The sequence below is a fragment of the Amycolatopsis sp. lyj-23 genome, assembly GCF_046549135.1.
Classification (GTDB): domain Bacteria; phylum Actinomycetota; class Actinomycetes; order Mycobacteriales; family Pseudonocardiaceae; genus Amycolatopsis.
Map to the genome: position 1 here is coordinate 621354 of NZ_JAJPWN010000001.1, position 21369 is coordinate 642722.

A 21369-nucleotide genomic window follows, 5' to 3' on the forward strand; every position below is an offset into this window, starting at 1 on the left:
AAATGGACATGACCGTCACTGGCCCCGACTTCATCGGCCTGCAGGTGCGCGACCTCGGCCGGGCCGCGGACTTCTACGAGTCCCGGCTCGGGCTGAGGCGGGCGCCGGGCGCTCCTCCGCACGCCGTCGTCTTCGCCACGACACCGGCTTTCGCGGTCCGCGAGCCGCTGCCCGGCGTCGACCTCGACGCCGTCACCCCCCGTCCCGGCGCCGGGGTGGTCCTGTGGCTGGGCGCCGACGACGCGCAGGCGCTGCACGACCGGCTGGCCGCCGCAGGCGTCCCGATCACGGTGGACCCTTTCGACGGCCCGTTCGGACGGACGTTCACCTTCACCGACCCCGATGGCTACGCCATCACCGTCCACGACCGCGCCTGAACCCGCCGTGCCTCAGCGAAAGGACCTCCCCCGATGACCGACTTCTCGGGCTCCACGGCCCTCGTGACCGGCGCCACCAGCGGGATCGGCCGGGCGGTGGCCTTCTCCCTGGCCGGACGCGGCGCGCACGTGATCGCCGGCGGCCGGGACACCGACCGCGGCGACGCGGTGGTCTCCGCGATCCGCCGCGCCGGCGGCAAAGCCGACTTCCTCGCCGCCGACCTCGCCGACTCCGACGCCGTCCGCGCCCTCGCCCGCGAAGTGACCGACCTCGGCGGCGGACAAGTCGACATCCTCGTCAACAACGCCGCCGTGTACCCGGCCCCGGCACCGACGGCCGGCATCCACGACGACGACTTCGGCTCCGTCTACGCGGTGAACGTCCGGGCACCGCTGCTCCTGGTGGCCGGGCTGGCTCCTGCGATGGCCGCCCGCGGTCACGGAGCCATCGTCAACGTCCTGAGCATGGTCGCCCGTTTCGGCATGCCGGGATTCGCGCTCTACGGCTCCAGCAAAGCCGCGTTGCTGTCGCTGACCCAGGCGTGGGCGGCCGAATTCGGGCCCCACGGCGTGCGGGTCAACGCGGTCAGCCCGGGCCCCACCCGGACCGGAGGCACCGAGCGGTTCGGGCCGGGACTCGACCGCATGGCCACCGCCGCCCCCGCCGGACGCCCGGCGGTACCCGAGGAAATCGCCGCCGCCATCACCTACCTCGCCGGCCGCGAAGCGAGCTTCGTCCAGGGCGCGGTCCTGGACGTCGACGGCGGCCGCCACGCGACCTGACCACGAACCGGCTCCCCGGGCTCGCAGCAGTCACCGACGGCTGGGCAACGGCTGCCGGGCGGGGTGCGTCGGCGGGCGAACAGAGTGGAGTCGAACGCGTCGACCGTTGAACCGCCATGAGCAGAAGCTGCGCGAAACTGTCGTAGGCCTGGCGGACCCGCTGGGACAGGAAGGTCCGCACGTCCGGGGGCAGGCGCCGGACCAGCGGCGAGCGCAGGTAACGGACGGTGCCGCCCCGCGCCCGAACCGTCCGGATCAGTTCGAGGTTCTCGAAGAGCACTTCGCCGTCGTAGCAGCCGAACCGGTGGAAGGCGGTGCGCCGCACGGCCAGCGTCCCGGGGTAGTCGTGGGCGAACGCCCGGTTGAGCAGGCTGCGGGCGGTGTCCCACCGGCAGTGGCACGGCGTCGGCCGGAAGTAGTTCTGGGGCACGACCAGGTCGGCGCCGTCGAGCGCCCCGGCCACCGCTGCGAGGGTTTCTCCGTCGTACCGGACGTCGTCGTCGGCGATGATCACCCGCTCCGCCCGCACCAGACGCAGGCCGGTGATGACGCCGGCGACCTTTCCGTTTACACACCGCAGATCCGGGTCGGGAGGGACGTGCACGGCCAGGTGCCCCCCCACGCCCGCCGGTGCCGCTCGAACCAGCGCGGCGCCGAGCCGTCGACGACCACGACCTCCGCCCGGCCGGACAGCCACCGCAGGTACGCGGTCAGCTCGGTGAGATCGGCGTCCCGGTCGTGGCGCAGCGGCAGGACATAAGCGGGTCGGTGAGTCGCCGTCGTCATGGTGCGGAGTAGCCCGGAAATGCGGGACTACACCTCGGCCGGCGCCCGGATCGCCTTGTGGATCAGGTCGCACGGTTAATCGCCCGACAACCGGGAAGACCTTTCGAAACCGCGGGGTTGCCGGCGCCGAAACCATGAAAACCGAGCACGGAAGGAACTGCCATGGCCACCGGAGAAACCGGTTTCGACGACGTCACGTTCGACCTGATCTCGGTCCAGTACCACTCTTTGAAGGCCGGACACGACTACGGCCAGTACGTCCGCGACGCCGACAACGCCGGTCGCTCGGACATCGCCGACTTCTTCCGCCGCGTGATGGACGAGGATTCCGCGCGCGCCCGGCAGTGCCACGAGTTCATCAAGGAGCTCTCCGGCAGCTCCGAATCGGGCCCGGCCCTCTCCTGACGGCGATCGGCTCCCGTTCACCCGGAACGGGAGCCGATCGGCTCTGGCGGCGAACGGATCGTCCGAAGTGAGGTCCGGCGGATCACGGCACTGAACTCGGCCTCGCGTCCCACACCGCGTCGAGCGGTCCCGGCAGCCGCAGTTTCCAGCCGTGGGGCGCCGCCCGCCGGCCGGGCGCGGGCCGCCCCGCGGCCGGTGGGCGTGCAGCAGGCCGGAGATCACCGATCCGTCCGGTTCCGCGCGAAGCCGCCGGACGACCGCGGTCAGGGCGCTGTCGGCGGCCAGGTCCACGGCCGCGGCCGCCGCCGCCGGGTCGCGGCCGAAGTCGTTGGCCACCCCGGTCAGCAACTTCCCCCAACGGCGCAACGTTTCCGCGCCGCTGCCGGGGCCCAGCGACTCGGCGCCGCCGTCCGGATCCCGCAGGCGTCACCTGACGAGCGCATGAGCGACCGGGCACCTGCACTCGCCGTGGGCGGCGATGCGGCTCAGCTTCCGTCGATGATGCGGTGCTCGCTGCTCTCCAGCTTCCTCGGGTCGCGCTCGAAGGTGCTGATCTTCCCGGTCTTGCGTGGTGGCCGGTCGTTCGCGATCAGCACCGCCATCCACGGCAGCGGAACGGAGATCGCCAGCACGGCCAGCGCCAGCCACCACGTGCCGTGGAAGACCCCGGCCAGCACCAGACACGGGATCCGGCACGACATCATCAGCAGGTACTTGCGCTTCCGCGCGGCGAGCTGCTCCTCCGGCGAAGAGGCGGCCCCGGTGATCAGCACCGGGGCACCGGTCGTGGTCATGGTCGATCCTTCCCGCCGCGGGTCCAGCGCATACCGCGCCCGCGGCCGAACAAACGCCGGAACAGTCCCGCTTCCGCTCAGCGGAGGCCTGAGCGGGGTCGACCTGCGAGCGGAAGCGGGAGAACAAGGCCGGTACGGGGGTCGCCTCGCGGCGAAAGGCACGACACGGCTCCAGCATTACCGGTATTCCGTGAAGGCAAGGGGTGAGGCCCGGGGACACCGCCGTACCTACACCCTGTACAACGTCCTGCCCCCACCGGTGTTCCAGCCGGTGAACGTGACGTCCGTCGCGCGGCGTGTCACTCCGCACGGTGGGCTCGGCGAGCCGGTGTGCACGTCTCCTTCAGCCACGATCGTTCCCCGGTGATTTCGGCGCAGCGGGGTGAAGTCCCGTTCAGCCACGTATTCCCGCCGTCGCGCAGAGGCGGCGAACGGCTCGGCCAAGGTGTTCTCGACGCTGTCGAACACCACGAAGACGTTCGAGCGCAGGAACGGCGTGCTGTTGTCGGCTGAGCCGTGCAGGAGGTTGGCGTCGAACCACAACGCACTCCCGGCCGGCCCGGTGAACTGATCGATCCCGTGCTCCGCGGCCAGGCGCCGGATCTCCGTCTCGGCGGGCACGCCGCAGAACTGCACCACCGTATCGTTCAGATCCGGGGAAAGCATGGTGGGGCCGTAGCGGACGCTGCGCGATCGCGTCCACGACGCGCTGCGGCAACTCGGCCAGACCGACGCCGGCGCCCGCACGCGGAACCCCGCTCGATCCGTCATTCGGCGGCTGACATGTCCGGTGGACAACGTTGACAGTGAGTGCTCAGGCCGGGACGGCTTGGAGCGTGGACGAGGAGTGCGCGTGTTCCGATCACAGTCGATGAAGACGATCCACACGATGGTGGCGGTCCTGGCCGGCGTGATCGCGGCCGCGGGGACCGCGGCCGCGCAGACCCCACCGGTCCGGCAGGCGGACCAGGTCGTCGTCCAGGACGGCCACGCGCGGTTCGAGGTGCTGACGCCGACGCTGATCCGGCTCCAGTACGCCGGCGACGACCGCTTCCAAGACCAGCCCACCTTCAACGCCGTCAACCGGTCCTTCCCCGCTCCGAGCTTCACGACCACGGTGGCCGGCGGGTACCGCGAGATCCGGACCGCGAACCTCACGCTGCGGTACCGGCAGGGCAGCGGCCCGTTCACCCGGGACAACACTTCGGTGCAGCTCACGACGACGAACGTCACCGCCGCTCTCCTGTTCCCCTCCTACTGCGCGTTCGGCACGGCGTGCGAGGCCGAAAACGGGGTGCCGGGCGGCTCGGCGTCGACCGCCTACGACCACAGCGGGAGCACCGGTTCGGGGTTCCTCGCCGGGTTCACCGCCACCGGGGCGTCGCTCACCCAGGACGTCTCGGCCGTGCCCTCGGCCGGGCAGTACAAGCTCACGGTCCGCTACGCGAACGCGCGGGGCGGCGACGGCCAGACCACCACACGCACCCTCTCCACCACCGTCAACGGCGCCCCCGGCCCGACGGTCACGCTCCCGGTGACGACCAGTTGGGACACCTGGGCGACCGCTTCGGTGACCGTTCCGCTCAACGCGGGGACGAACACCGTGCGCGTTGAACGGAAGTCCGGCGACTCGGGCAACGTCAACCTCGACAGCCTCGCTGTCACCACGGCCGCGGCCGGCTACCCCGCCGCCGACACCTCGCTGCTCACGACCGCCTACGGCGCCGGCCCGAAGTCCGTGCTGGGTGGTTGGGACCGGTCGCTGGACAACCCGGAGGCCGTCCCGGCGCCCGAGCACCCCGGCCTGCTCGACCGCGACGGCTGGTACCTGCTCGACGACACCCGCTCGGCCGTGCTCAACGCCGACCGCACGGTCACCGACCCGCCATCCCACGGCGCACAGCCGTACCAGGACGGCTACTTCTTCGGTTACGGCAAGGACTTCAAGCAGGGCCTGACCGACCTCAACGCGCTCACCGGCGGAACGGCTCTGCTGCCGCGCTCGGCCTACGGCGTCTGGTTCTCCCGCTACTTCGCCTACTCCGACAACGACTACCGCACGACCCTGCTGCCGAAGTTCCGGTCGACGTTCACCCCGATCGACTGGCTGGTCGTCGACACGGACTGGAAGTCGCCTTCGCAGTGGAACGGCTGGAACTGGAACAACGCGCTGTTCCCCGATCCCCAGGGCTTCCTGAACTGGACCAGGCAACAAGGGCTGGCCGTTTCGCTCAACATCCACACGTCCATCGCGGGCAACGACCCGAAGTTCGCGGCGGCCAACGCGACCGCGGGAGGCCTGATCCCCGACGGCGGGAACTACGTCTGGGACTGGTCGAACCCGGCACACCTTCGCTCTTATTTCGACCTGCACAAGCCCTTCGACGCCCAGGGCGTCCGGACGTGGTGGCTGGACTACTGCACCGGTTGCGGCCGCTCGACCGCCTCGGACCCGGGCGTCGCGCCGGACAACTTCATCAACCAGGCCTACGCCGACCACGCGGCCGCCCAAGGCTTGCGCGGGTTCTCCTTCGGCCGCATCGGCGGCGCCGAGCAGGGCGGCATCCACAGCAGCTACCCGCTCGGCCCGTGGTCTGAGCGCCGCAACACGCTGCAGTTCACCGGGGACACCCCGATAAGCTGGGACATGCTGGCCTATGAAGCGCGCTTCACGCCGGACGAGGCGGCCGCCGGCCTCAGCAACGTCAGCCACGACATCGGCAGCTTCCACGGCGGGCACCTGCCGGACGAGCTGTACGCGCGGTGGCTGCAGCTGGGCACGTTCCAGCCGGTCGACCGGTTGCACTCCGACCACGGCGACCGGCTGCCCTGGGACTACCCCGGCGCAGCGGGCGACAGCGCGGAGAAGTTCCTCCGGCTGCGCGAATCGCTGGTCCCTTACACCTACACCCTGGCGCGGCAGGCGAACCAGACCGGCGTGCCGATCACGCAGCCGCTCTACCTGGACTACCCGGACCAGGACGCGGCCTACACCCACCCGCAGGAATACCTCTACGGCGACAACGTCCTCGTCGCGCCGATCACCTCGGCCGGCGGCTCGGTGTCGGCGTGGATCCCGCCGGGTACCTGGACCGATTACTTCACCGGCACCACCTACACGGGACCGTCGACGGCCGCGATCACCAAGCCGCTGTCGGAGATGCCCGTGCTGGTGAAGGCCGGCGGCATCGTCCCGCTGCGCACCAACTACGTCGACAACGCCGCCGCCCCACTGGACCAGCTCACGATCAACGTGACCGCGGGTGCCGACGGCGGCTTCTCTCTCTACGAGGACTCCGGCGAGGGTGCCGGGGCGTCGACGACCACTCGGTTCAGCTGGCAGGACGCCACGAAGACGCTCACGGTCGACCCGTCGTCCGGACCGGCCCGCGCCTACACGCTCCGGCTGGCGAATTCCGCCGCGCCCACTGCGGTCTCGCTCGACGGTCAGCGGCTGCCCGAGACGGCGTGGGCGTACAACGCCCATTCCCGCACGGTCACGGTGACCACGGTGAGTCTGCCGTCGAACGCCCGGCACACCATCACGCTGACCGGTAGCGCGGCCGACAACCCGGCCGCGGGGCAGGTGACCGGACGTGCCGGGCTCTGCCTGGCCGTCCACAACGGCGCGTCGGCCGACGGCACGGCCCTGGAGCTTGCCGCGTGCGACCACTCCGCGGGCCAGCAGTTCACCCCGCCCACCGGGGGCGCGGTCAAGGTTCTCGGCAAGTGCCTCGACGTGGCCGGCGGCGGAACGGCCGCGGGGACCCCGGTCCAGCTCTACACCTGCAACGGAACGGCCGCGCAGGCGTGGACCCAGACCACGGCGGGGAAGCTGACGAACTCCGGCCGCTGCCTCGCCGCCACGGCGGCCGGGGACGGGATGCGCCTCGCCGACTGCGCCGCCACGGCCGACCAAGCGTGGCGCTTCCCACCGGCGCCGGTGACGGGACCCGCCGGGCTCTGCGCCGACGTCGCTGACGCCTACCCCGCGTCGGGTACGGCGGTGCAGCTCTACGGCTGCAACGGCACCGATGCCCAACGGTGGACCGCACCGGGCGACACTTCCCTGCGGACGCTGGGCAAGTGCCTCGACGTCGTCAACGGCGGTATAGCGAACGCCACGCCCGTCCAGCTGTGGGACTGCAACGGAAGCCCCGCGCAGCAATGGACATCGGACACGGACGGATCACTGCACAACGTCGGCTCCGGGCGCTGCCTGGACGACCCGGACAACGCCGGCCGGCCCGGTGACCGCCTGCGGATCTACGACTGCAACACCACGGCCGCACAACGGTTCACGATCGGCACTTCCGGCGTCGCGTGAAGTGCCGGGCAGCAGCGGCAGCAGCTATCGCCTCACAGCCGCGGCCTGAGTGCGTCGCCGGGTACCTTCGCGCCGGTCTCGTACCGACGTCGCGGTCGCGCCGGCGTCACGCCGGGACACGAGATCACCGATCGGGGCGACAGGCTTGCCGATGAGGTTGCGGCCTTCCACCGCGGTGCACAGCTGGCTTCGGTCTGGGCGCCCGCGAGGCGATAGTGGCGTGGGTGGCGAAAAGGACACCGTCGGCTTCGGTGCGGTCGCAGAAAGCGTTGCGGGCGTGGAGGTTCAGGGCGCCAAGCGCGGTATCGATAGCGAACAGGAGTGACATCATCTCGGGTGATCATCACCGCTTCGCTCGACACTGCTCGGCTCTCACGTTGGTCAGGGCGCAGCCGCAGTGACGCGGTCCGCGTCGGGGCCGAACCAGTCGAGGCAGACCACCATGGCATCGTCGATGGTCCCAGCGGCCGCGCGGCGGAGAGCGGGATCGGCCAGGACCGCTCCGGGGACCTGGGCCGCGGGAAGTTCGGCAGTGTCGATGACCGTGCGGGCGAGGCCGGATTCGCCGTGGACGTCATCGCTGAGGCCGACGGCGTCGTAGACGCCGTCGCTGACGAAAACCAGCCGGTCACCGGGAGCGGCCTGCAGGCGCTGAGTGGTGTAGCGGGTGTCGCCGAAGGCGCCCAAGGGCAGCTGCTCGTCGAAGGAGACGCGGCGGGCGTCGCCGTCACGCAACAGCCACACCCGGGGTGAGCCGGTGTCGACGACATCCAGCACACCGGTCGCCAGGTCGAGCTGCAGCAGCAGTGCGGTGACGTACTCGCGCCCGTCGTAGTGACCGTGCAGGGCCTGGTCGGCGAGATCGGCTTGGGCCGTCAAGGACACGCCGGCGCGGCGGGCGTTGCGCAGGGCGTTGACCGCGAGGTGGGTCACCATGGCGGCGTCGACGCCGTGTCCCATCCCGTTGACCAGCGTGACGGTCAGCGATTTGGCTGTCGCAGACCAGTCGAAGCTGTCGCCGTGGACGGCGTAGGCGGGCTCGAGCTGCCCGCCGAGGGCGAAGCCGGGCCGGGTGCAGGAACGGCCGGGCAGCAGTTGCCACTGCATCTCCGCGGCCAGGGTGAGCCGGCTGGTCCGGCGCGCCTGCAAGTACAGGTCGGTGTCTCGCCCGGCGACCAGGAGCTCGTGAGCGAGTGCTTCGGCGATGCGGGACAGTTCGAGCCGGACCGCCGGGTCCGGTGCCGTCGCGAAGGTGACCGCCAGGACACCCAGGCGGTCGCCGCGCACCGAGACCGGGACGTGGGTGGTGACCGTGCTCGCGGTCGTTTCGAAAGTCACCTCCTGGTCGGTGAACGCCGCGCCCGCCAGGGTGCCGTGGACCGGCATCGGCTCCCGGCTGTAGGGAAGGTCTGCCACCGGCTGCAGTTCGGTCATGCCGTAGTCGGCGAGCAGCAGCTCGACGGCCTGGGCGCCCCAGCCCGCGGTCAGGACGGCTCGGAGCACCACGAGCAGTTCGTGCGGCGCGGCTTCGCGCAGCAGCCGGTCGACCGCCGTCGTCTTCACCGGGCTGTGTCCTCCTTGGAGCCCGGGGGTTTCCGGGCTCCTGTCGATGGTGGGTCCGAACCGGTTCTTCCGAGCGGCCAAGATCGCTTGTGGCGCTGCCGGACGGGGGTTCGGATGCGAAAATCGGGACCGTGGACCGGTCGAGACGGTGGCAGGCTGACGGCGTCGCGGCCGAGCCTGCCGACCTGACCGATTCGTTCGAATTCCTGCGGGACTACGCCCGGCGAATCTCCGACGACTCCTTACCGGCCTCGCAGTTCCGGGCCCTCGTGGTGCTCGATCACCACGAAGGCATCAACCTGAGCTCGCTGGCCGAACTGCTCGGAACCACGCCGCCGTTGGCCAGCCGCCTGTGCGACCGCCTCCAAGCCTCCGGGTTCGTCGAACGCACACTCAGCAAGCACAGTGGCCGCGAGCTGTCCCTGTGTCTGAGTGACCGCGGGCGGGCTCACCTGAACCGGGTGCGCGCGCGTCGGAAAAAGCACATCGCCGAAGCGCTCGCCGCGCTGCCTCCCGAAACACGTGAGGCTCTGTTCGCCGGGCTGACGGCGTTTCACGCCGCCGCTCGCCGCGAACGAAGGATAAGTTCCTGACCACACGGGTACCGTACGACAACTGTTGTCATGTGACAACAGTTTGGTGTGTGGATCGCGTGGCCGTTCAGGCCGGAGGCCACTCCGATCGGGTGACAGTGCGCGGTAGGCTGCGTCGACGGCTCGACCCAGGGATGCCACAGTGAACGCCGTGAACCGCTCCCCCAGGACGCGCGCTGCCGACCAGGTGGCCGCGGCTGTGGCCGACACCGCCGAGCTGCTTGAGATCCTTTTCGAGCGGGCCCGCGACGCCTCCCCCAGGCCGCTGTCGGTGTCGCAGGTGCGCGCCGTCGTCGCGCTCGACCGCCACGAAGGACTGAACCTGCGGACTTTGGCGGAACTGCTCGGATCCACCCCGCCGCTGGCCAGCCGGCTGTGTGACCGGCTGGAAGCCGTGGGCTTCATCGAACGGCTTCCCCATGCCCAGAACCGCCGCGAGCTGGCCCTGCGCCTGAGCGACAGCGGCCGCGCCTACCTGCAGGACCTACGGGCGCGCCGCCGGGAAAGCCTGCACACCGTTCTCGCCGCGCTGACCACCGAGGAACGAGACGCCCTCGCGAGCGGGCTACGCGCGTTCCAGGCCGCAGCCAATCGTGATCTCGCCGACGATGACAACCGCGCAGCGGGCCAGTAGGGTCAATGTTGTCATACGACAACTGACGTAGCGGTCGCCTGCTGCGCCAGGCCGTTCTCAGGTCGCGGTTCAGCCGTCAGCCGTGGCGTGCAGCACGCAGTCGTCGTTCTCGGTCGCTCGGACCGGATTTCCTCGGAGCGCAGCTCATGGAACCTGCATCCCCGCCGATGCTGGCGGTCGCCGTGAGATCGATCGGCGACATCGCGGTCCTCGAAGTGGACGGCGACGTCGACCACGTCGTGCGCACGATGCTGCGTGCGGCCATGGCGGCGGCTCTCGCCCGGGGGCCGCGGGCGCTCGTGGTGGACCTGAGCCGGGTGGATTTCTTCGCCTCGGCCGGCCTGTCCGCGCTGGCCTGGTTGCACGAAGCCGCCAAGCCAGCGGGCATCGACGTCACGCTGGTGGCAACCCAGCGCAGCGTGCTGATGCCGTTGGCCCTCACCCGGATCGACGACCTGTTCGACATTCACCCCACCGTGGACGCCGCCGCAGAACACCTTGGCGCGCCCCAGGTTCCGGCCGCCCACCACCCCGAACCCGGCGATCAGCCAACGGCGATCGAGCCGGAGCCCTCTTCACGGCTTCGGCGGTGTGGCGGCCGGCTCCGGTAGTCATCCGGGATGTTCGCGGTGGTTCGGCGAATGGCCAACACGACGGTGTCGTCGGCGTGCAGGACGACGTCCTGCATCCGGGTCACCAGCTCGGCCGGCAGCGTGTCGATCGGGTGACGGGCGTGCGCGCGGTGGCCGCACCGGTTCAGTCGTCGGTCTCGGCGGCAAACGTACTCAACCTCCCCTGTGGAGCGGTAATCCTCGCGGAGGAGTAGCTGATCGTGTGGTTTCGCTTGCGATTGGGTACCAAGTGCGCATGGTTGTCCAAGCGCCCGAACGAAACCCGTCCGGCGCGGCGAGCTGCGGGCGCGGTTGATCACCGAGCACCTGCCGGTGGCCGAACACATCGCCCGGCGCTTCAGCGGCCGCGGCGAGCCGTTCGACGACCTGCTGCAAGTCGCGCGGACCGGCCTGATCCGCGCTGTCGACCGCTACGACGCCGACCGGGGTGCCGACTTCCTGTCCTTCGCCGTACCGACCATCATGGGCGAAGTTCGCCGGCACTTCCGCGACACCGGCTGGTCGATGCGTGTCCCCCGCGCTCTGAAGGAACTCCAGCAGAAGCTCAGCGCAGCAACCGATACACTGGCGCACGACCTCGGCCGGGCACCCACGCCCAGCGAGCTGGCGGCCCATCTGGGGATGGACGTCGACTTCGTGCGGGAAGGGCTGCTGGCGGCGGAGGCTTACCGCCCCCATTCGATCGACGCGCCCGTCCGCAGCGCCGAAGACACGGTCACGGTCGCCGACCACCTCGCCGCCGAAGAACCCGGGTTCGCCCGGTTCGACGACCACGACGCCTTGCAGGCGGCGATGGCCACGTTGCCGGACCGCGAACGAGCCATCGTCAGGATGCGGTTCGTCGACGAGCTCACCCAACGCGAGATCGCGCAGCGGATCGGCGTGTCTCAGATGCAGGTCTCTCGACTGCTGGCCAAGACTCTTGAGCACCTCCGTGTGCACATGGTCGCCGAATGAGCCCGACCGTGTTCACGGGGCCGAAACCGGCGAGGTGTCACGGACCTTGCCGCGCCTCGCAGGTCCAAGTCGTGGTGACCGTAGTGCCGGAACCGCCCGTCTCGACCAGCGCCTCATCCGCCAAGGTGTGAATCAGCGGCAACCCGCGACCGCCGAGGAGGCTGGAGCGCGGAACCGGTTGCCACTGGCCACGGTCACGGATGATGACGATCACGGCGTCGCCGGCCCGGCGGGCGTGCAGAGTCAACGTGCCGATGCGGCCGGGGTAGGCGTGGACGACGACGTTGGCCATGGCCTCGTAGGCCGCCAGCAGCAGGTCCTGAATCCGTCCGGCCGACAGGCCGGCGCCGACGGCCCATGCAGCGAGCTGATCACGCAGGGACCCCAACTGAGCCGCCTCAGCCGGCACGTCCTGAAGCTGCAGGTCGGCGGCCAGAGACGTTTCGTCGGCGGGCAGATCGGCGGAACAAGTCATCGTGGTCGGTCTGCGAGCGCGTCCGCCGTGCTGGTGAACACCGGCAGCAGCTCGTGCATCCCGGTCAGGGTGATCGCGCGGTGAGCGAGACTGTCCTCGACCACCACGACCCGCACTGGGGTGCCACGGCCGCCATCGGCGTGGGCTCGCGCAAGCACCGACAGACCGGAAGAATCGAGGAAGGTCACCGCGGTCAAGTCGATCACGAGCACCGCCGGTCGCCGGGCAAGAGCGGCGGTGACCGCGTCGGTCAGCTGCTCGGTGGTGAGCAGGTCGACTGCCCCGGCCGCGGCGAGCACCAGCGCGGCCGAGGATTCATCGTCGTGCAGGCGAAGTTTCAGACCGTCTTCGACGTGGGCCGGGTGGGCGACGTGGTCGGTCACCGGCCCGCATCCGCTCTGTCGACCATCAGCTCACCCTTCTCCGCGCGCACGAGGAAGCGCAACCGCCACGCTGTTACCCGATCTCGAAGTGGGTCAAACAATGTTTTCGGCCCGGCAGGGGCTCTACGCCGGCGGTTCGGCGGGTGCGTCGAAGGCTGAGCCGAGAGCGTGCTGATGCAGTTGCTCGAGCACGAGCGCCGAGGTTTCGGCGCTGACCGAGGTGGTCTCGGCACGGCTACCGGCGGCCACCACAACGGTTGCGATGTCGTGCAGCTTGACGTTGGTGCGCTGGGAGATGTTCCGCAATGCGTCGAACGCTGTCGCCGCGGTCCAGCCGCGAACCAGCATCAGCATCCCTTTGGCTTGTTCGATGACGGGCTGGGTGTCCAAGGCGTTCCGCAGCTGAGCTACCTCGTCGGCCGGATCGTCCGGAGATCTCCACGACGTCATGGCATCATTCCACCGCACGCAATCGCGGTCGGCATCGCGACGTGGAGATCGGCCACTAGCCGCCGACATTCGGCAACGCCCGCCATTCGTCTCAACGGACCGTGCGCTCGGCCGCGGTGTCGAAGCGGAATTCCACGCTCACCGGGACTGTTTCCAGATCCAGTGCCTGCCGCAGCCGGGGCAGACCGTCGGTCGTCAGGCGGTCGCGGACCTGTCCCGGATCGCCGTCCTGAGACAGGGTCACCACCAGGGCCAGCGTCGGATCGTCGCGAGGGCCGGCCAGTGTGGCCCGCGCCCGGCGCACACCGGGGTAGGCCCGCAGTTCCTCGGTGAAGGGCGCGACCGCGGCGTCGGCGGACAGTTCGGTGCGGCCGCGGTCCGGGTCGCTGTCGAAGCGCCACGTCCGGATCGGCGGGCGGCGGGCCAGCTGGGCGAGGAGCCAGCGCAGCACCAGCAGGCCGACCAGGACGGCCGCCGCGGCGGTGACGTACAACGCCCAGGTCGGCGGCCGAGTCGTTCCCGGCACCAGCGGCGAATCCGGATCGAGCAGCCGCAGCTGCCGGAAGTGGGTCGCGACCGCGAAACCGCCGGCGGCCAGCAGGACCAGCCCGAGCAGGCCCAGGATCGTGCGGTTGAGCCGCGCGGGGCGGTTGAGGTCGGTCATGACGTCCTCCTGGGGTCGCGGACCCGCACCGCCACCGCGGGCCGGGTGGCCGGGCCGATCCGGTCGAGCCGGTCGGTGACCGCCGCGCGGACGGCGTCGGCCAGGCCGTCGGGCCGGGTCCGCGTGGTGTCGACCCGGACCTTCAGCCGCCGGGAACGCAGCTTCACCCGGGCCCCGGAGACACCGTCGACGCCGGCCGCAGCCGCCTGCAGGGTCGAGCGGTAGCTGCCCCGGGCGACGCCGGAGTGGAACGACCCGTCCACCGGCAGCACGGTCGCGGCCCCGGGCAGGACCGCGGCCAGCAGCAACACCAAGCCGGCCAGGGCGAGGACACCGCCGGCGACGGCGGGAAGCACGTCGGTCCACCGCAGGTCGTGCAGAGTGGCGGCGACGGTGTCGTAGCTGATCCACGGGCGTTCGCCGAGGATCAGCTGGATGGCGCTCACGGCGAGGAGCACGCACGTGGCCAGCAACACGAGCGCGGTCAACAGCGCCGGAACGCTCCGGCGTGGTCGGCGTTTCATTCGACCCTCCGACGCTCGGTAGCCGTGGTGTGCAGGGCGGTGACGGTGATGTCGACGCGGGTCACGACGAGGCCGGTCAGTTCTTCGACACGGCGCCCGAGGTGCTCGCGAGCGCGTTCGGTCGTGCGCGTGACGGAGGCGGGGTAGGTGATCGAGAGGCGCACGTCCAGCGTCACCTGGTCTTCCGTGACGTGCGCGGTGACCTTGGCGGAGCGGTCGAGCTCTTCGGCGCCGAGGCTGACGCCGAGGAACCGGCCGGCCGCGCCGCCGACGTCGTCGAGCTCCAGCACCGCGTGCGCGGCCAGGCGTTGCACCGCCTGCTCGGCGATGGTGAGCGTCCCGCGCTCCGGTGCGGCCAGCGTGGTCGGCATGGCGCTCAGCCCCGGTCGCGGCCGGACAGCTGCGACAGGTCGAGCTTGCCGTCGAGGACGCGGCCGACGACGAAGCCGACCGCGCCGAGGACCGCAACGGCGGCGAACGCGCCGAAGCCGCCGAAGGCGACGGCCAGGCCGAGAACGAGGCCGGTGAGCAGGCCGAGCTGGGTGGACGTCACGAGACCTTCTCCTTCGGTTGTTCCTGTGCACTGCGTGGCTCGACGATGTCCGCGACCACGACGTGCACCGCACGCCCGGCCACACCCGCTGCGCTCCGTACGGCCGCGGCGAGCTCCGTGGCCATCAAGGGGTAGCGGGCGGTGACGGCGATGGTGACGTCTCGGTCGCGGACCCGGACGCCCGCGACCCGCTGCGGCGGGCCGAGGGTGGCGATCTCCCCGAACCGGCCGCCGTGCAGGCCGGCCACGCCGGGCACGGCCAGCACGGCGGCGGCGATCCGGACGGCGTCGGGCTCGGGGATCACTGCACCCGGCCGGTGTCGGTGTGCTCGCCCTCGTCGTCATCCGAGGGCAGGTGCAGGTCGCCGACGTGGATGTTCACCTCGACCACCTCCAGGCCGGTCATCTGCTCGACCGCACCGATCACGTTGCGGCGCACCGAACGCGCCAGGTCGGCGACGGAGACGCCGTACTCGACGACCAGCTGCAGATCGACGGCGGCCTGCTTCTCCCCCACCTCCACCGACACGCCCTGCCCCGCCGAAGCGGTCGCGCCCGGGATCCGCTCCCGGATCGCCGAAAACGCCCGCGCGGCACCACCACCGAGAGCGTGCACGCCCGGGATTTCACGGGTGGCCAGCCCGGCGATCTTCTGCACCACGACATCGGAAATCGACGTCGAGCCCTGGGCACTGACCAACGCACCATCGGTCTTCGTGGCGGGCTGCGGCGAGGTGGTCTGCGCGAGGTCCTTGGCAGCGGCGGTCGTCATGGTTGTCTCCTTCGCACGGGGCGGACATGTCTTGTCGTGGCAGAGGAACCAGCCTTGATTGTTTCCTCCACACCGGATCGACACCCACCTCGAAAGATCGTCACGACCCGATCGTGTGAAGCACACCACTTCGGACGACGGGGACAGCAGGGGTATCGCCCTGCTACCCGCGCATTGGACCGCGCCGCCGTCGCCAGTGCGCGCCTACCGCATCCCCCATCCAGCCGGGCCGGTGGTCCACCGGCACGCCACCGCGGTGATCGGCCGCTGCACCGGCTCTGGCCTAGGCTTCGGCTATGCCCAAGACCGAGTCGTTGACCCCTGCTGAGGCGTTCGAGCTGCTGCTGGCCGGCAACCGGCGCTTCGTCGCCGGCGCCCCGGAGCACCCGAACCAGGACGCGGCCCGCCGCGCCGAGGTGACGCCCGGTCAGCACCCGTTCGCCGTGCTGTTCGGCTGTTCCGACTCCCGGCTGGCCGCGGAAATCATTTTCGACCGCGGTCTGGGTGACCTGTTCGTCGTCCGCACCGCGGGGCACGTGGCCGGCTCGGAGGTGCTCGGCAGCATCGAGTACGGCGTGGCGGTGCTGGACTGCCCGCTGGTGGTGGTCCTCGGCCACGACTCCTGCGGCGCGGTGGCCGCCGCGTCCGCTGCACTGGACGACGGGGGGACGCCCGGCGGGTACATCCGGGACGTCGTCGAGCGCGTGACGCCCAGCGTGCTGGCGGCCCGGGCCGCCGGGCGGGCAGAACCGGACGAGATCCTCGCCGAGCACGTCCGGCACACGGTGGATCTGTTGCTGGAGCGCTCCCGCGTACTCGCCAACCGGGTCGACGCGGGCCAGACCGCGGTCGTGGGCTTGTGCTACCGGCTGGCCGACGGCCGCGCGGACGTGGTCGCGGCCCGCGGCCTCGACGTCACCGCGGACTCCGCCTCCTGACCGGAACCCCTGCGCGTCGAGTTCCCGCAGGAACCCGTACAGGCCGCGTGCGTAATCGGCCATCGGCTCCGGGACGGCCACAACGGCGAAAGGCGGCGTCGCATGAGAGAGCGGGGGCACCGGGAATCCGGTGCCCCCGCTCCTCGTGCCCAGCCGCAGGCCGTCAGACCGTGTGCGGGGTGTGCGCGACGGTGTTCCAGCTCGACGCGGTCACGTCGGCGTCGTCGCCGCCGCCGCAGCCGGAGTTCCCGCCGGTGGTGGTGCTGGTGTTCCCCGCGTCACCGGTCGTCCCGGTGGCGCCGGTGTCACCCGAGTTGCCCGACGTCACCGTGGTGTGTGACGTCGTGCCGTTCTCGTGGTTGGAGCCACCGTGGTGGCGGTCCTGCTGCTCGTGGCCGCGGGTCGAGGTGACGGCGGTGTTGCCGCCGGTCGAGCCCGAGCTGCCCGAGTTGCCGGACGTGCCGGTCGCCGCGTTGTTGTGGCTGGCGGCGTTCCCGGCGTCGCCGGAGTTGCCACCGTTGCCGCCCTTGGCGGTGCCGGTCACGACACCCAGGACGCCCGAGCGGCCGCCCTGCTCGTGCCGGTTCCAGCCCCGTCCGTGGCCGCTGTTGTTCGTGACGGAGTTCTCGCCGGTGCTGACCACGGTGGCATCGCCGCCGTTGCCCGCGTTGCCGGAGTTCCCGCCGGTGGTGACGCTGGTGTTGCTCGCGTCGCCGGTCGTCCCGGTGGCGCCGGTGTCACCCGAGTTGCCCGACGTCACCGTGGTGGCCGACGTCGTGCCCTCGTGCTTCCAGCCGGAGTTGTGGCCCCGGCCGGAGTGGTGGTTCCAACCGCACTGCCCGTGCCCACCGTTGTCGTGTCCACGGTCCTTGTCCTGGCCGCCGAGCGTCCACACGATCGCGGCGTTGCCGCCGGTGGAGCCGGAGTTCCCCGAGTTGCCGGAGTTGCCGGTGACAGCGGTGTTGTGGCTGGTGGCGTTTCCGGCGTCGCCGGAGTCACCGCCGCTGCCGCCTTCGGCCGTGCCGGTGACCCTGCCCAGGACGCCCGTGCTGCTGCCGCCCTGGTTGTGCCGGTTCCAGCCCCAGCTGTGCCCACCGTGGCCGGTGGCGGAGTTCTGGCCGGAGCTGACCACGGTGGCGTCGCCGCCGTTGCCCGCCCGGCCGGAGTTCCCGCCGGTGGTGGTGCTGGTGTTGCTCGCGTCGCCGGTCGAGCCGGTGGCGCCGGTGATCCCGGAATTGCCCGAGTCCCCCGACACCGCAGAGTTGGAGCTGGTGGCGTTCCCGGCGTCGCCGGAGCCGCCACCGTTACCGCCCTGAGCAGTGCCGGTCACGGAGCCGAGGACCCCGAGGATGCCACCACGCGAGGAGTGCCCGCCCCGCGAACCGGCGGTGTTCTTGCCGGAGGACGCCGCGGTGCCGGATCCGCCGTTGCCGGCGTTGCCCGAGTTGCCGCCCGTTGTGCTGCTGGCGTTCGAGGCGTTCCCGGTCGAGCCGGTCGCGCCCGTGTTCCCGGAGTTGCCCGAGGACACCGAGGTGCTGCACTTGGCCAGGACACAAACGCCGTAAGCGCTGTTGTGCCCGGTGGCCCCGGAGTTGCCCGAGTTCCCGCTCACAGCGTTGTTGCTGCTGGTCGCGTTACCGCCCTCACCCGAGGTGCCGCCGTGGCCACCGGTGGCGGTCGCCGACGAGGTGCCGGCCACCACCGAGTGCAGCGTGTCGCCGAGCCCGCCGAGCGGGCCCGAGTTCCCGGTGTCCGCACTGGCCACCGCGGACCCCAGCAGGACGAACCCGCCGGAGATGAACGCGGCGGTCAGGCCGCGTCGTACGTACTTGTGCATGAACTTCCCTTTCCGTGCCATCAGTCCTGTGTGGATTTCCGGAGGTGGAAAGGGATCCTCAGCTCGGATGGTCGTTGCCGTAGAAGACCAGCCAGTACGGCGACGCACGCCCGCCCGGCGGAGGCCGCCAGGCGCGGTCGGTGCCCGGCATGAACGCGCCGGAGGCGGTCACGGCGAACTCGCCGCCGTGCGCGCTGCCGGTGCCCGCCGACATCGCACCACCCGTGCCGGACGAGCCCACTGGCAGCCCGCCGCCGGATCCGGACATCGGAGCGGCAACGCCGGCTTCGGCCGGACCGGCACGCCCGGCGAACCGCCGGACAGCCGGCGTCTCCTCGAGGCGCTGGGCAGCGGGCCGCGTTAGGGCGGCCTGAGCACCGAAGACGGCGACCGTGTCCACCACCGGCGGGGCACCGATGTCGTCGCGCGGTGCCGGCGCCGCCGCATTTCCGGCGACCGGGTGCCCGGTCACCGCCGGGACGACACGCCGGCCCCCGATCGCCCGCACCACCGGTGCGGTCACGGGAGCCGTGGCGTGCAGGACCGGTGCGGTCACCGGCGACACCGCGTGCAACACCGGCCGGGTCACCGGTCGCAACGCCGATAGCACCGGCTCCGCCGCAGCCAGCACCGGACGAGCCACCGGTGCAAGCACCGGTTCCAGCCCGCTCGTCACCGGCTCCACCGCCGAAGCGACCCGCGAGGACACCGCGTGCACGGTGCCGGTGACCGGTTCGAGCGCCGGCTCGACCGGCTTCAGCAAGCCATGTGCGGTGTCACCGGCCCGATCGAGCAATCCGGGTCGTTCCGGCGGCGGCGCACCGTCGGAGGCGTGCGCGGTACCGGACAAGGCCATGGCCAGCAAAGAGAACCCGAACAACGCGCCGGCCAGCACGAGCAACCGCAGCATCCGCGGCGGCCCGATCGAGGCGTCGTCGGTCAGGGAAGTATCCATCCATCTCACCCCCTCTCGAGTGTGGACTTCACCGTCAGTCGTAGTTCGCCGCGACAGCTTCACCGGTTTGGGGGCATATTGAGGTTTTTTCTTTCAGTCGAACGAGTTTCGTATCGCGCGTAGCGGGTACGTCATCCGCTTTCTTCGTTGAATCACTCAGTTCGCACTGCTTCCGTCCACATGCAGAGGGGTGAATGCAGACGGTGACCTCGGCAACGGTGCCGATACGCACCACCCGTTCTGAAACCCGGCCCATCCGGGGCGCGCGCAGCCTCGAACGGCAGTTGTCCAGGAAGGATCCGTCCCAGCGCCGGGCATCCGGTGGTGGGTGACGCCCGCCGTACGCGCGCGGGCGGGGAGGAGTTCGTCCGTGTTCGGCAATCGCTATGCCGCTTCGATGATCACCCGGAGCGCCGAGAACGATCAGGACCGCCGCCGCTTCCTCAAAGCCGCCGGCATGACCGGCCTCGGTGTCGTCGGCGCCGGCACCTTCAGCGGTCTCGCCGCCGGTCCCGCGGCTGCGGCCACCGTCCGGCCCGCGGCCGCCGCCGCTGCTGCCGGGGTCAGTGACGGTGCGGTGCTCAACTTCGCCCTCAACCTCGAGTACCTGGAAGCCGAGTTTTACCTGCACGCGGTCACCGGTCGCGGGCTGGCCGACGCGATGACCACCGGCACCGGCACCCGAGGCGGCGTCACCGGCGGCCGCGCAGTGCGGTTCGAAAGCCGCACGGTCCGCCAGTACGCCCAGGAGATCGCCGCCGACGAAAAAGACCACGTCCAATTCCTGCGCTCCGCCCTCGGCTCGGCCGCGGTCGCGCGGCCGGCGATCGATCTGCAGTCCAGCTTCACCGCCGCCGCCCAGGCCGCCGGCCTGGTCAAGCCCGGCCACAGTTTCGACGCGTTCGCCTGCGAGGAGAACTTCCTGCTCGCGGCGTTCCTGTTCGAAGACGTCGGTGTCACCGCCTACAAGGGTGCTGCCCCGCTGATCTCCAACAAGACCTACCTCGAAGCCGCCGCCGGCATCCTGGCGGTGGAGGCCTACCACGCCGGGAACATCCGCTCCCAGCTCTACGAACGCCGCGGCGGCATCCTCGGCCTCGGGCTGCTCGGCCGCGACCTGCGCGAAGCCTCCGTCAAGCTGTCCAACGCCCGCGACAGCCTCGACGGGCCGGCTGATGACGACCATGGCGTGATCGACAGCCGCGGCAACGCCAACATCGTCCCCACCGACGGCAACGGCATCGCCTACAGCCGCAGCCCCGGTCAGGTCCTCAACATCGTCTACCTGACGCCCAAGGCCGCCACCTCCGGCGGGTTCTTCCCCAAGGGCGTCAACGGCGACGTCAACACCAGCGCCGGCAACAGCTGACCAGCGCCTGAACGGCGAAAGGCAGGCAAGAACATGTCGACGTCCTCGGCGCCTCGCACGAATCGCTCCGCGACCCAACTCGCCGCCATGGCGGTGGCCGCGGTCTTCTTCCTGGTCGGGGTGCTCGGTTTCGTCCCCGGCGTGACCACTCACCACGACGAGCTCAGTTTCGCCGGGCACCACTCGATGGCGATGCTGCTCGGGCTGTTCATGGTGTCGGTCCTGCACAACATCGTCCACCTCCTGTTCGGCGTCGTCGGGTTCGCGCTCGCGCGCACCCACCGCGGCGCCCGCGGCTTCCTCATCGGCGGCGGCATCGTCTACCTGGTCCTCTGGATCTACGGTCTGGTCATCGACCAGATGAGCACCGCCAATTTCGTCCCGGTCAACACCGCCGACAACTGGCTGCACTTCGGCCTCGGCGTCGGGATGGTCGCTCTCGGCCTGATCACCGGTCGTCGGCCGGCCCCGCGGGCCACGCGCGGATAAGGGCTCGGCCGGCTTGACGTCCGCACGCACCGCGAGCGGACGCCAAGCCGCGTCCGTCGCCACCCACCGGGTGGTTTCCCTTGACACACTTCCAGAACCAAGACGAAGG

Annotated in this window: 27 protein-coding genes and 1 pseudogene; 12 read left to right on the top strand and 16 right to left on the bottom strand. The window is 70.8% G+C overall.

All coding sequences use genetic code 11. From position 1 onward, the window contains the following. Positions 1-8: 8 nt before the first annotated feature. Both ACLJPY_RS02410 and ACLJPY_RS02415 read left to right on the top strand, forming a co-directional pair. Entirely contained in the window at positions 9-377 is a 369-nt protein-coding gene (locus ACLJPY_RS02410; RefSeq protein WP_410586310.1) for a VOC family protein, read from the top strand. Between the two features lie 33 nt (positions 378-410). Next, a complete protein-coding gene (locus ACLJPY_RS02415; protein WP_410586311.1) occupies positions 411-1160 on the top strand; it encodes an SDR family NAD(P)-dependent oxidoreductase in 750 nt (249 codons plus the stop codon). On the opposite strand, the gene ACLJPY_RS02420 is transcribed toward ACLJPY_RS02415, so the two are convergent. Both ACLJPY_RS02420 and ACLJPY_RS02425 read right to left on the bottom strand, forming a co-directional pair. Continuing rightward, the gene (locus ACLJPY_RS02420; protein WP_410586312.1) at positions 1081-1764 is read right to left on the bottom strand and encodes a glycosyltransferase; all 684 of its coding nucleotides are present in this window, start codon (positions 1762-1764) and stop codon (positions 1081-1083) included. The two genes, ACLJPY_RS02415 and ACLJPY_RS02420, sit on opposite strands and share 80 nt — an antisense overlap. Further along, a complete protein-coding gene (locus tag ACLJPY_RS02425) occupies positions 1728-1946 on the bottom strand; it encodes a hypothetical protein (RefSeq protein WP_410586313.1) in 219 nt (72 codons plus the stop codon). Before ACLJPY_RS02425 ends, ACLJPY_RS02420 begins: the two co-directional genes overlap by 37 nt. A gap of 162 nt (positions 1947-2108) precedes the next feature. Between ACLJPY_RS02425 and ACLJPY_RS02430 the strand changes: the two genes are divergently transcribed. After that, entirely contained in the window at positions 2109-2351 is a 243-nt protein-coding gene (locus ACLJPY_RS02430) for an acyl carrier protein (protein WP_410586314.1), read from the top strand. 485 nt (positions 2352-2836) lie between these two features. On the opposite strand, the gene ACLJPY_RS02435 is transcribed toward ACLJPY_RS02430, so the two are convergent. Beyond that, positions 2837-3145 (bottom strand): DUF3099 domain-containing protein, encoded by a 309-nt coding sequence (locus ACLJPY_RS02435; protein ID WP_410586315.1) that lies wholly within the window; start codon positions 3143-3145, stop codon positions 2837-2839. A 369-nt stretch (positions 3146-3514) separates the two neighbouring features. Beyond that, positions 3515-3778: pseudogene (locus ACLJPY_RS02440) on the bottom strand (phytanoyl-CoA dioxygenase family protein); the annotation flags it as partial. A 220-nt stretch (positions 3779-3998) separates the two neighbouring features. On the opposite strand from ACLJPY_RS02440, the gene ACLJPY_RS02445 reads away from it, so the two are divergent. Further along, entirely contained in the window at positions 3999-7472 is a 3474-nt protein-coding gene (locus tag ACLJPY_RS02445) for a ricin-type beta-trefoil lectin domain protein (protein WP_410586316.1), read from the top strand. A 381-nt stretch (positions 7473-7853) separates the two neighbouring features. On the opposite strand, the gene ACLJPY_RS02450 is transcribed toward ACLJPY_RS02445, so the two are convergent. Next, on the bottom strand, positions 7854-9035 hold the full coding sequence (locus ACLJPY_RS02450) for a PP2C family protein-serine/threonine phosphatase (protein ID WP_410586317.1): 1182 nt from the start codon (positions 9033-9035) through the stop codon (positions 7854-7856). Positions 9036-9166: 131 nt separating this feature from the next. On the opposite strand from ACLJPY_RS02450, the gene ACLJPY_RS02455 reads away from it, so the two are divergent. The 5 genes from ACLJPY_RS02455 (at position 9167) to ACLJPY_RS02475 (ending at position 11851) form a co-directional block, all read left to right on the top strand. Beyond that, a complete protein-coding gene (locus tag ACLJPY_RS02455; RefSeq protein ID WP_410586318.1) occupies positions 9167-9628 on the top strand; it encodes a MarR family winged helix-turn-helix transcriptional regulator in 462 nt (153 codons plus the stop codon). Positions 9629-9770: 142 nt separating this feature from the next. Then, positions 9771-10262: a MarR family transcriptional regulator gene (locus tag ACLJPY_RS02460; RefSeq protein WP_410586319.1), complete on the top strand. Its 492-nt coding sequence runs from the start codon at positions 9771-9773 to the stop codon at positions 10260-10262. Between the two features lie 167 nt (positions 10263-10429). Further along, entirely contained in the window at positions 10430-10873 is a 444-nt protein-coding gene (locus ACLJPY_RS02465) for an STAS domain-containing protein (protein ID WP_410586320.1), read from the top strand. A gap of 56 nt (positions 10874-10929) precedes the next feature. Beyond that, entirely contained in the window at positions 10930-11088 is a 159-nt protein-coding gene (locus ACLJPY_RS02470) for a hypothetical protein (RefSeq protein ID WP_410586321.1), read from the top strand. A 97-nt stretch (positions 11089-11185) separates the two neighbouring features. Further along, a complete protein-coding gene (locus tag ACLJPY_RS02475; RefSeq protein WP_410586322.1) occupies positions 11186-11851 on the top strand; it encodes a SigB/SigF/SigG family RNA polymerase sigma factor in 666 nt (221 codons plus the stop codon). Between the two features lie 37 nt (positions 11852-11888). Here the strand turns inward: ACLJPY_RS02475 and ACLJPY_RS02480 are convergent, their stop codons facing one another. The 9 genes from ACLJPY_RS02480 to ACLJPY_RS02520 form a co-directional block, all read right to left on the bottom strand. Then, a complete protein-coding gene (locus tag ACLJPY_RS02480) occupies positions 11889-12326 on the bottom strand; it encodes an ATP-binding protein (RefSeq protein WP_410586323.1) in 438 nt (145 codons plus the stop codon). Further along, positions 12323-12709: an STAS domain-containing protein gene (locus ACLJPY_RS02485; RefSeq protein WP_410586324.1), complete on the bottom strand. Its 387-nt coding sequence runs from the start codon at positions 12707-12709 to the stop codon at positions 12323-12325. Before ACLJPY_RS02485 ends, ACLJPY_RS02480 begins: the two co-directional genes overlap by 4 nt. 123 nt (positions 12710-12832) lie before the next feature. Further along, complete coding sequence (locus ACLJPY_RS02490) at positions 12833-13159, bottom strand: ANTAR domain-containing protein (RefSeq protein ID WP_410586325.1); 327 nt, start codon at positions 13157-13159, stop codon at positions 12833-12835. A gap of 91 nt (positions 13160-13250) precedes the next feature. After that, a complete protein-coding gene (locus ACLJPY_RS02495; protein WP_410586326.1) occupies positions 13251-13823 on the bottom strand; it encodes an alkaline shock response membrane anchor protein AmaP in 573 nt (190 codons plus the stop codon). Further along, positions 13820-14347 (bottom strand): DUF6286 domain-containing protein, encoded by a 528-nt coding sequence (locus tag ACLJPY_RS02500; protein ID WP_410586327.1) that lies wholly within the window; start codon positions 14345-14347, stop codon positions 13820-13822. Before ACLJPY_RS02500 ends, ACLJPY_RS02495 begins: the two co-directional genes overlap by 4 nt. After that, complete coding sequence (locus ACLJPY_RS02505; RefSeq protein WP_410586328.1) at positions 14344-14718, bottom strand: Asp23/Gls24 family envelope stress response protein; 375 nt, start codon at positions 14716-14718, stop codon at positions 14344-14346. Before ACLJPY_RS02505 ends, ACLJPY_RS02500 begins: the two co-directional genes overlap by 4 nt. A gap of 5 nt (positions 14719-14723) precedes the next feature. Beyond that, positions 14724-14900: a hypothetical protein gene (locus tag ACLJPY_RS02510; protein ID WP_410586329.1), complete on the bottom strand. Its 177-nt coding sequence runs from the start codon at positions 14898-14900 to the stop codon at positions 14724-14726. Beyond that, entirely contained in the window at positions 14897-15205 is a 309-nt protein-coding gene (locus tag ACLJPY_RS02515) for a hypothetical protein (RefSeq protein WP_410586330.1), read from the bottom strand. Before ACLJPY_RS02515 ends, ACLJPY_RS02510 begins: the two co-directional genes overlap by 4 nt. Then, positions 15202-15672, bottom strand: coding sequence for an Asp23/Gls24 family envelope stress response protein (locus ACLJPY_RS02520; protein WP_410586331.1), 471 nt, complete (start codon positions 15670-15672; stop codon positions 15202-15204). Before ACLJPY_RS02520 ends, ACLJPY_RS02515 begins: the two co-directional genes overlap by 4 nt. Positions 15673-15968: 296 nt before the next feature. On the opposite strand from ACLJPY_RS02520, the gene ACLJPY_RS02525 reads away from it, so the two are divergent. Further along, complete coding sequence (locus ACLJPY_RS02525) at positions 15969-16610, top strand: carbonic anhydrase (RefSeq protein WP_410586332.1); 642 nt, start codon at positions 15969-15971, stop codon at positions 16608-16610. A 163-nt stretch (positions 16611-16773) separates the two neighbouring features. Here the strand turns inward: ACLJPY_RS02525 and ACLJPY_RS02530 are convergent, their stop codons facing one another. Both ACLJPY_RS02530 and ACLJPY_RS02535 read right to left on the bottom strand, forming a co-directional pair. Then, positions 16774-18468 (bottom strand): hypothetical protein, encoded by a 1695-nt coding sequence (locus tag ACLJPY_RS02530; protein ID WP_410586333.1) that lies wholly within the window; start codon positions 18466-18468, stop codon positions 16774-16776. A gap of 37 nt (positions 18469-18505) precedes the next feature. Beyond that, positions 18506-19402 carry a hypothetical protein gene (locus tag ACLJPY_RS02535; RefSeq protein ID WP_410586334.1) on the bottom strand — a complete coding sequence of 299 codons (897 nt, stop codon included), beginning with the start codon at positions 19400-19402 and terminating at the stop codon, positions 18506-18508. A gap of 370 nt (positions 19403-19772) precedes the next feature. Here ACLJPY_RS02535 and ACLJPY_RS02540 point away from each other — a divergent pair, with 370 nt between their 5' ends. After that, on the top strand, positions 19773-20771 hold the full coding sequence (locus ACLJPY_RS02540; protein ID WP_410586335.1) for a ferritin-like domain-containing protein: 999 nt from the start codon (positions 19773-19775) through the stop codon (positions 20769-20771). An 87-nt stretch (positions 20772-20858) separates the two neighbouring features. Beyond that, a complete protein-coding gene (locus ACLJPY_RS02545; protein ID WP_410586336.1) occupies positions 20859-21260 on the top strand; it encodes a DUF4383 domain-containing protein in 402 nt (133 codons plus the stop codon). Positions 21261-21369: the final 109 nt, after the last annotated feature.

Excerpts from the sequence above, each read along its gene's own strand:
- ACLJPY_RS02410 (WP_410586310.1), top strand. The coding sequence starts at position 9 with ATGACCGTCACTGGCCCCGACTTCATCGGCCTGCAGGTGCGCGACCTC.
- ACLJPY_RS02415 (WP_410586311.1), top strand. The coding sequence starts at position 411 with ATGACCGACTTCTCGGGCTCCACGGCCCTCGTGACCGGCGCCACCAGC.
- ACLJPY_RS02425 (WP_410586313.1), bottom strand. The coding sequence starts at position 1,946 with ATGACGACGGCGACTCACCGACCCGCTTATGTCCTGCCGCTGCGCCAC.
- ACLJPY_RS02430 (WP_410586314.1), top strand. The coding sequence starts at position 2,109 with ATGGCCACCGGAGAAACCGGTTTCGACGACGTCACGTTCGACCTGATC.
- ACLJPY_RS02435 (WP_410586315.1), bottom strand. The coding sequence starts at position 3,145 with ATGACCACGACCGGTGCCCCGGTGCTGATCACCGGGGCCGCCTCTTCG.
- ACLJPY_RS02465 (WP_410586320.1), top strand. The coding sequence starts at position 10,430 with ATGCTGGCGGTCGCCGTGAGATCGATCGGCGACATCGCGGTCCTCGAA.
- ACLJPY_RS02480 (WP_410586323.1), bottom strand. The coding sequence starts at position 12,326 with ATGACTTGTTCCGCCGATCTGCCCGCCGACGAAACGTCTCTGGCCGCC.
- ACLJPY_RS02490 (WP_410586325.1), bottom strand. The coding sequence starts at position 13,159 with ATGACGTCGTGGAGATCTCCGGACGATCCGGCCGACGAGGTAGCTCAG.
- ACLJPY_RS02495 (WP_410586326.1), bottom strand. The coding sequence starts at position 13,823 with ATGACCGACCTCAACCGCCCCGCGCGGCTCAACCGCACGATCCTGGGC.
- ACLJPY_RS02500 (WP_410586327.1), bottom strand. The coding sequence starts at position 14,347 with ATGAAACGCCGACCACGCCGGAGCGTTCCGGCGCTGTTGACCGCGCTC.
- ACLJPY_RS02505 (WP_410586328.1), bottom strand. The coding sequence starts at position 14,718 with ATGCCGACCACGCTGGCCGCACCGGAGCGCGGGACGCTCACCATCGCC.
- ACLJPY_RS02520 (WP_410586331.1), bottom strand. The coding sequence starts at position 15,672 with ATGACGACCGCCGCTGCCAAGGACCTCGCGCAGACCACCTCGCCGCAG.
- ACLJPY_RS02525 (WP_410586332.1), top strand. The coding sequence starts at position 15,969 with ATGCCCAAGACCGAGTCGTTGACCCCTGCTGAGGCGTTCGAGCTGCTG.
- ACLJPY_RS02530 (WP_410586333.1), bottom strand. The coding sequence starts at position 18,468 with ATGGCACGGAAAGGGAAGTTCATGCACAAGTACGTACGACGCGGCCTG.
- ACLJPY_RS02535 (WP_410586334.1), bottom strand. The coding sequence starts at position 19,402 with ATGGATACTTCCCTGACCGACGACGCCTCGATCGGGCCGCCGCGGATG.
- ACLJPY_RS02545 (WP_410586336.1), top strand. The coding sequence starts at position 20,859 with ATGGCGGTGGCCGCGGTCTTCTTCCTGGTCGGGGTGCTCGGTTTCGTC.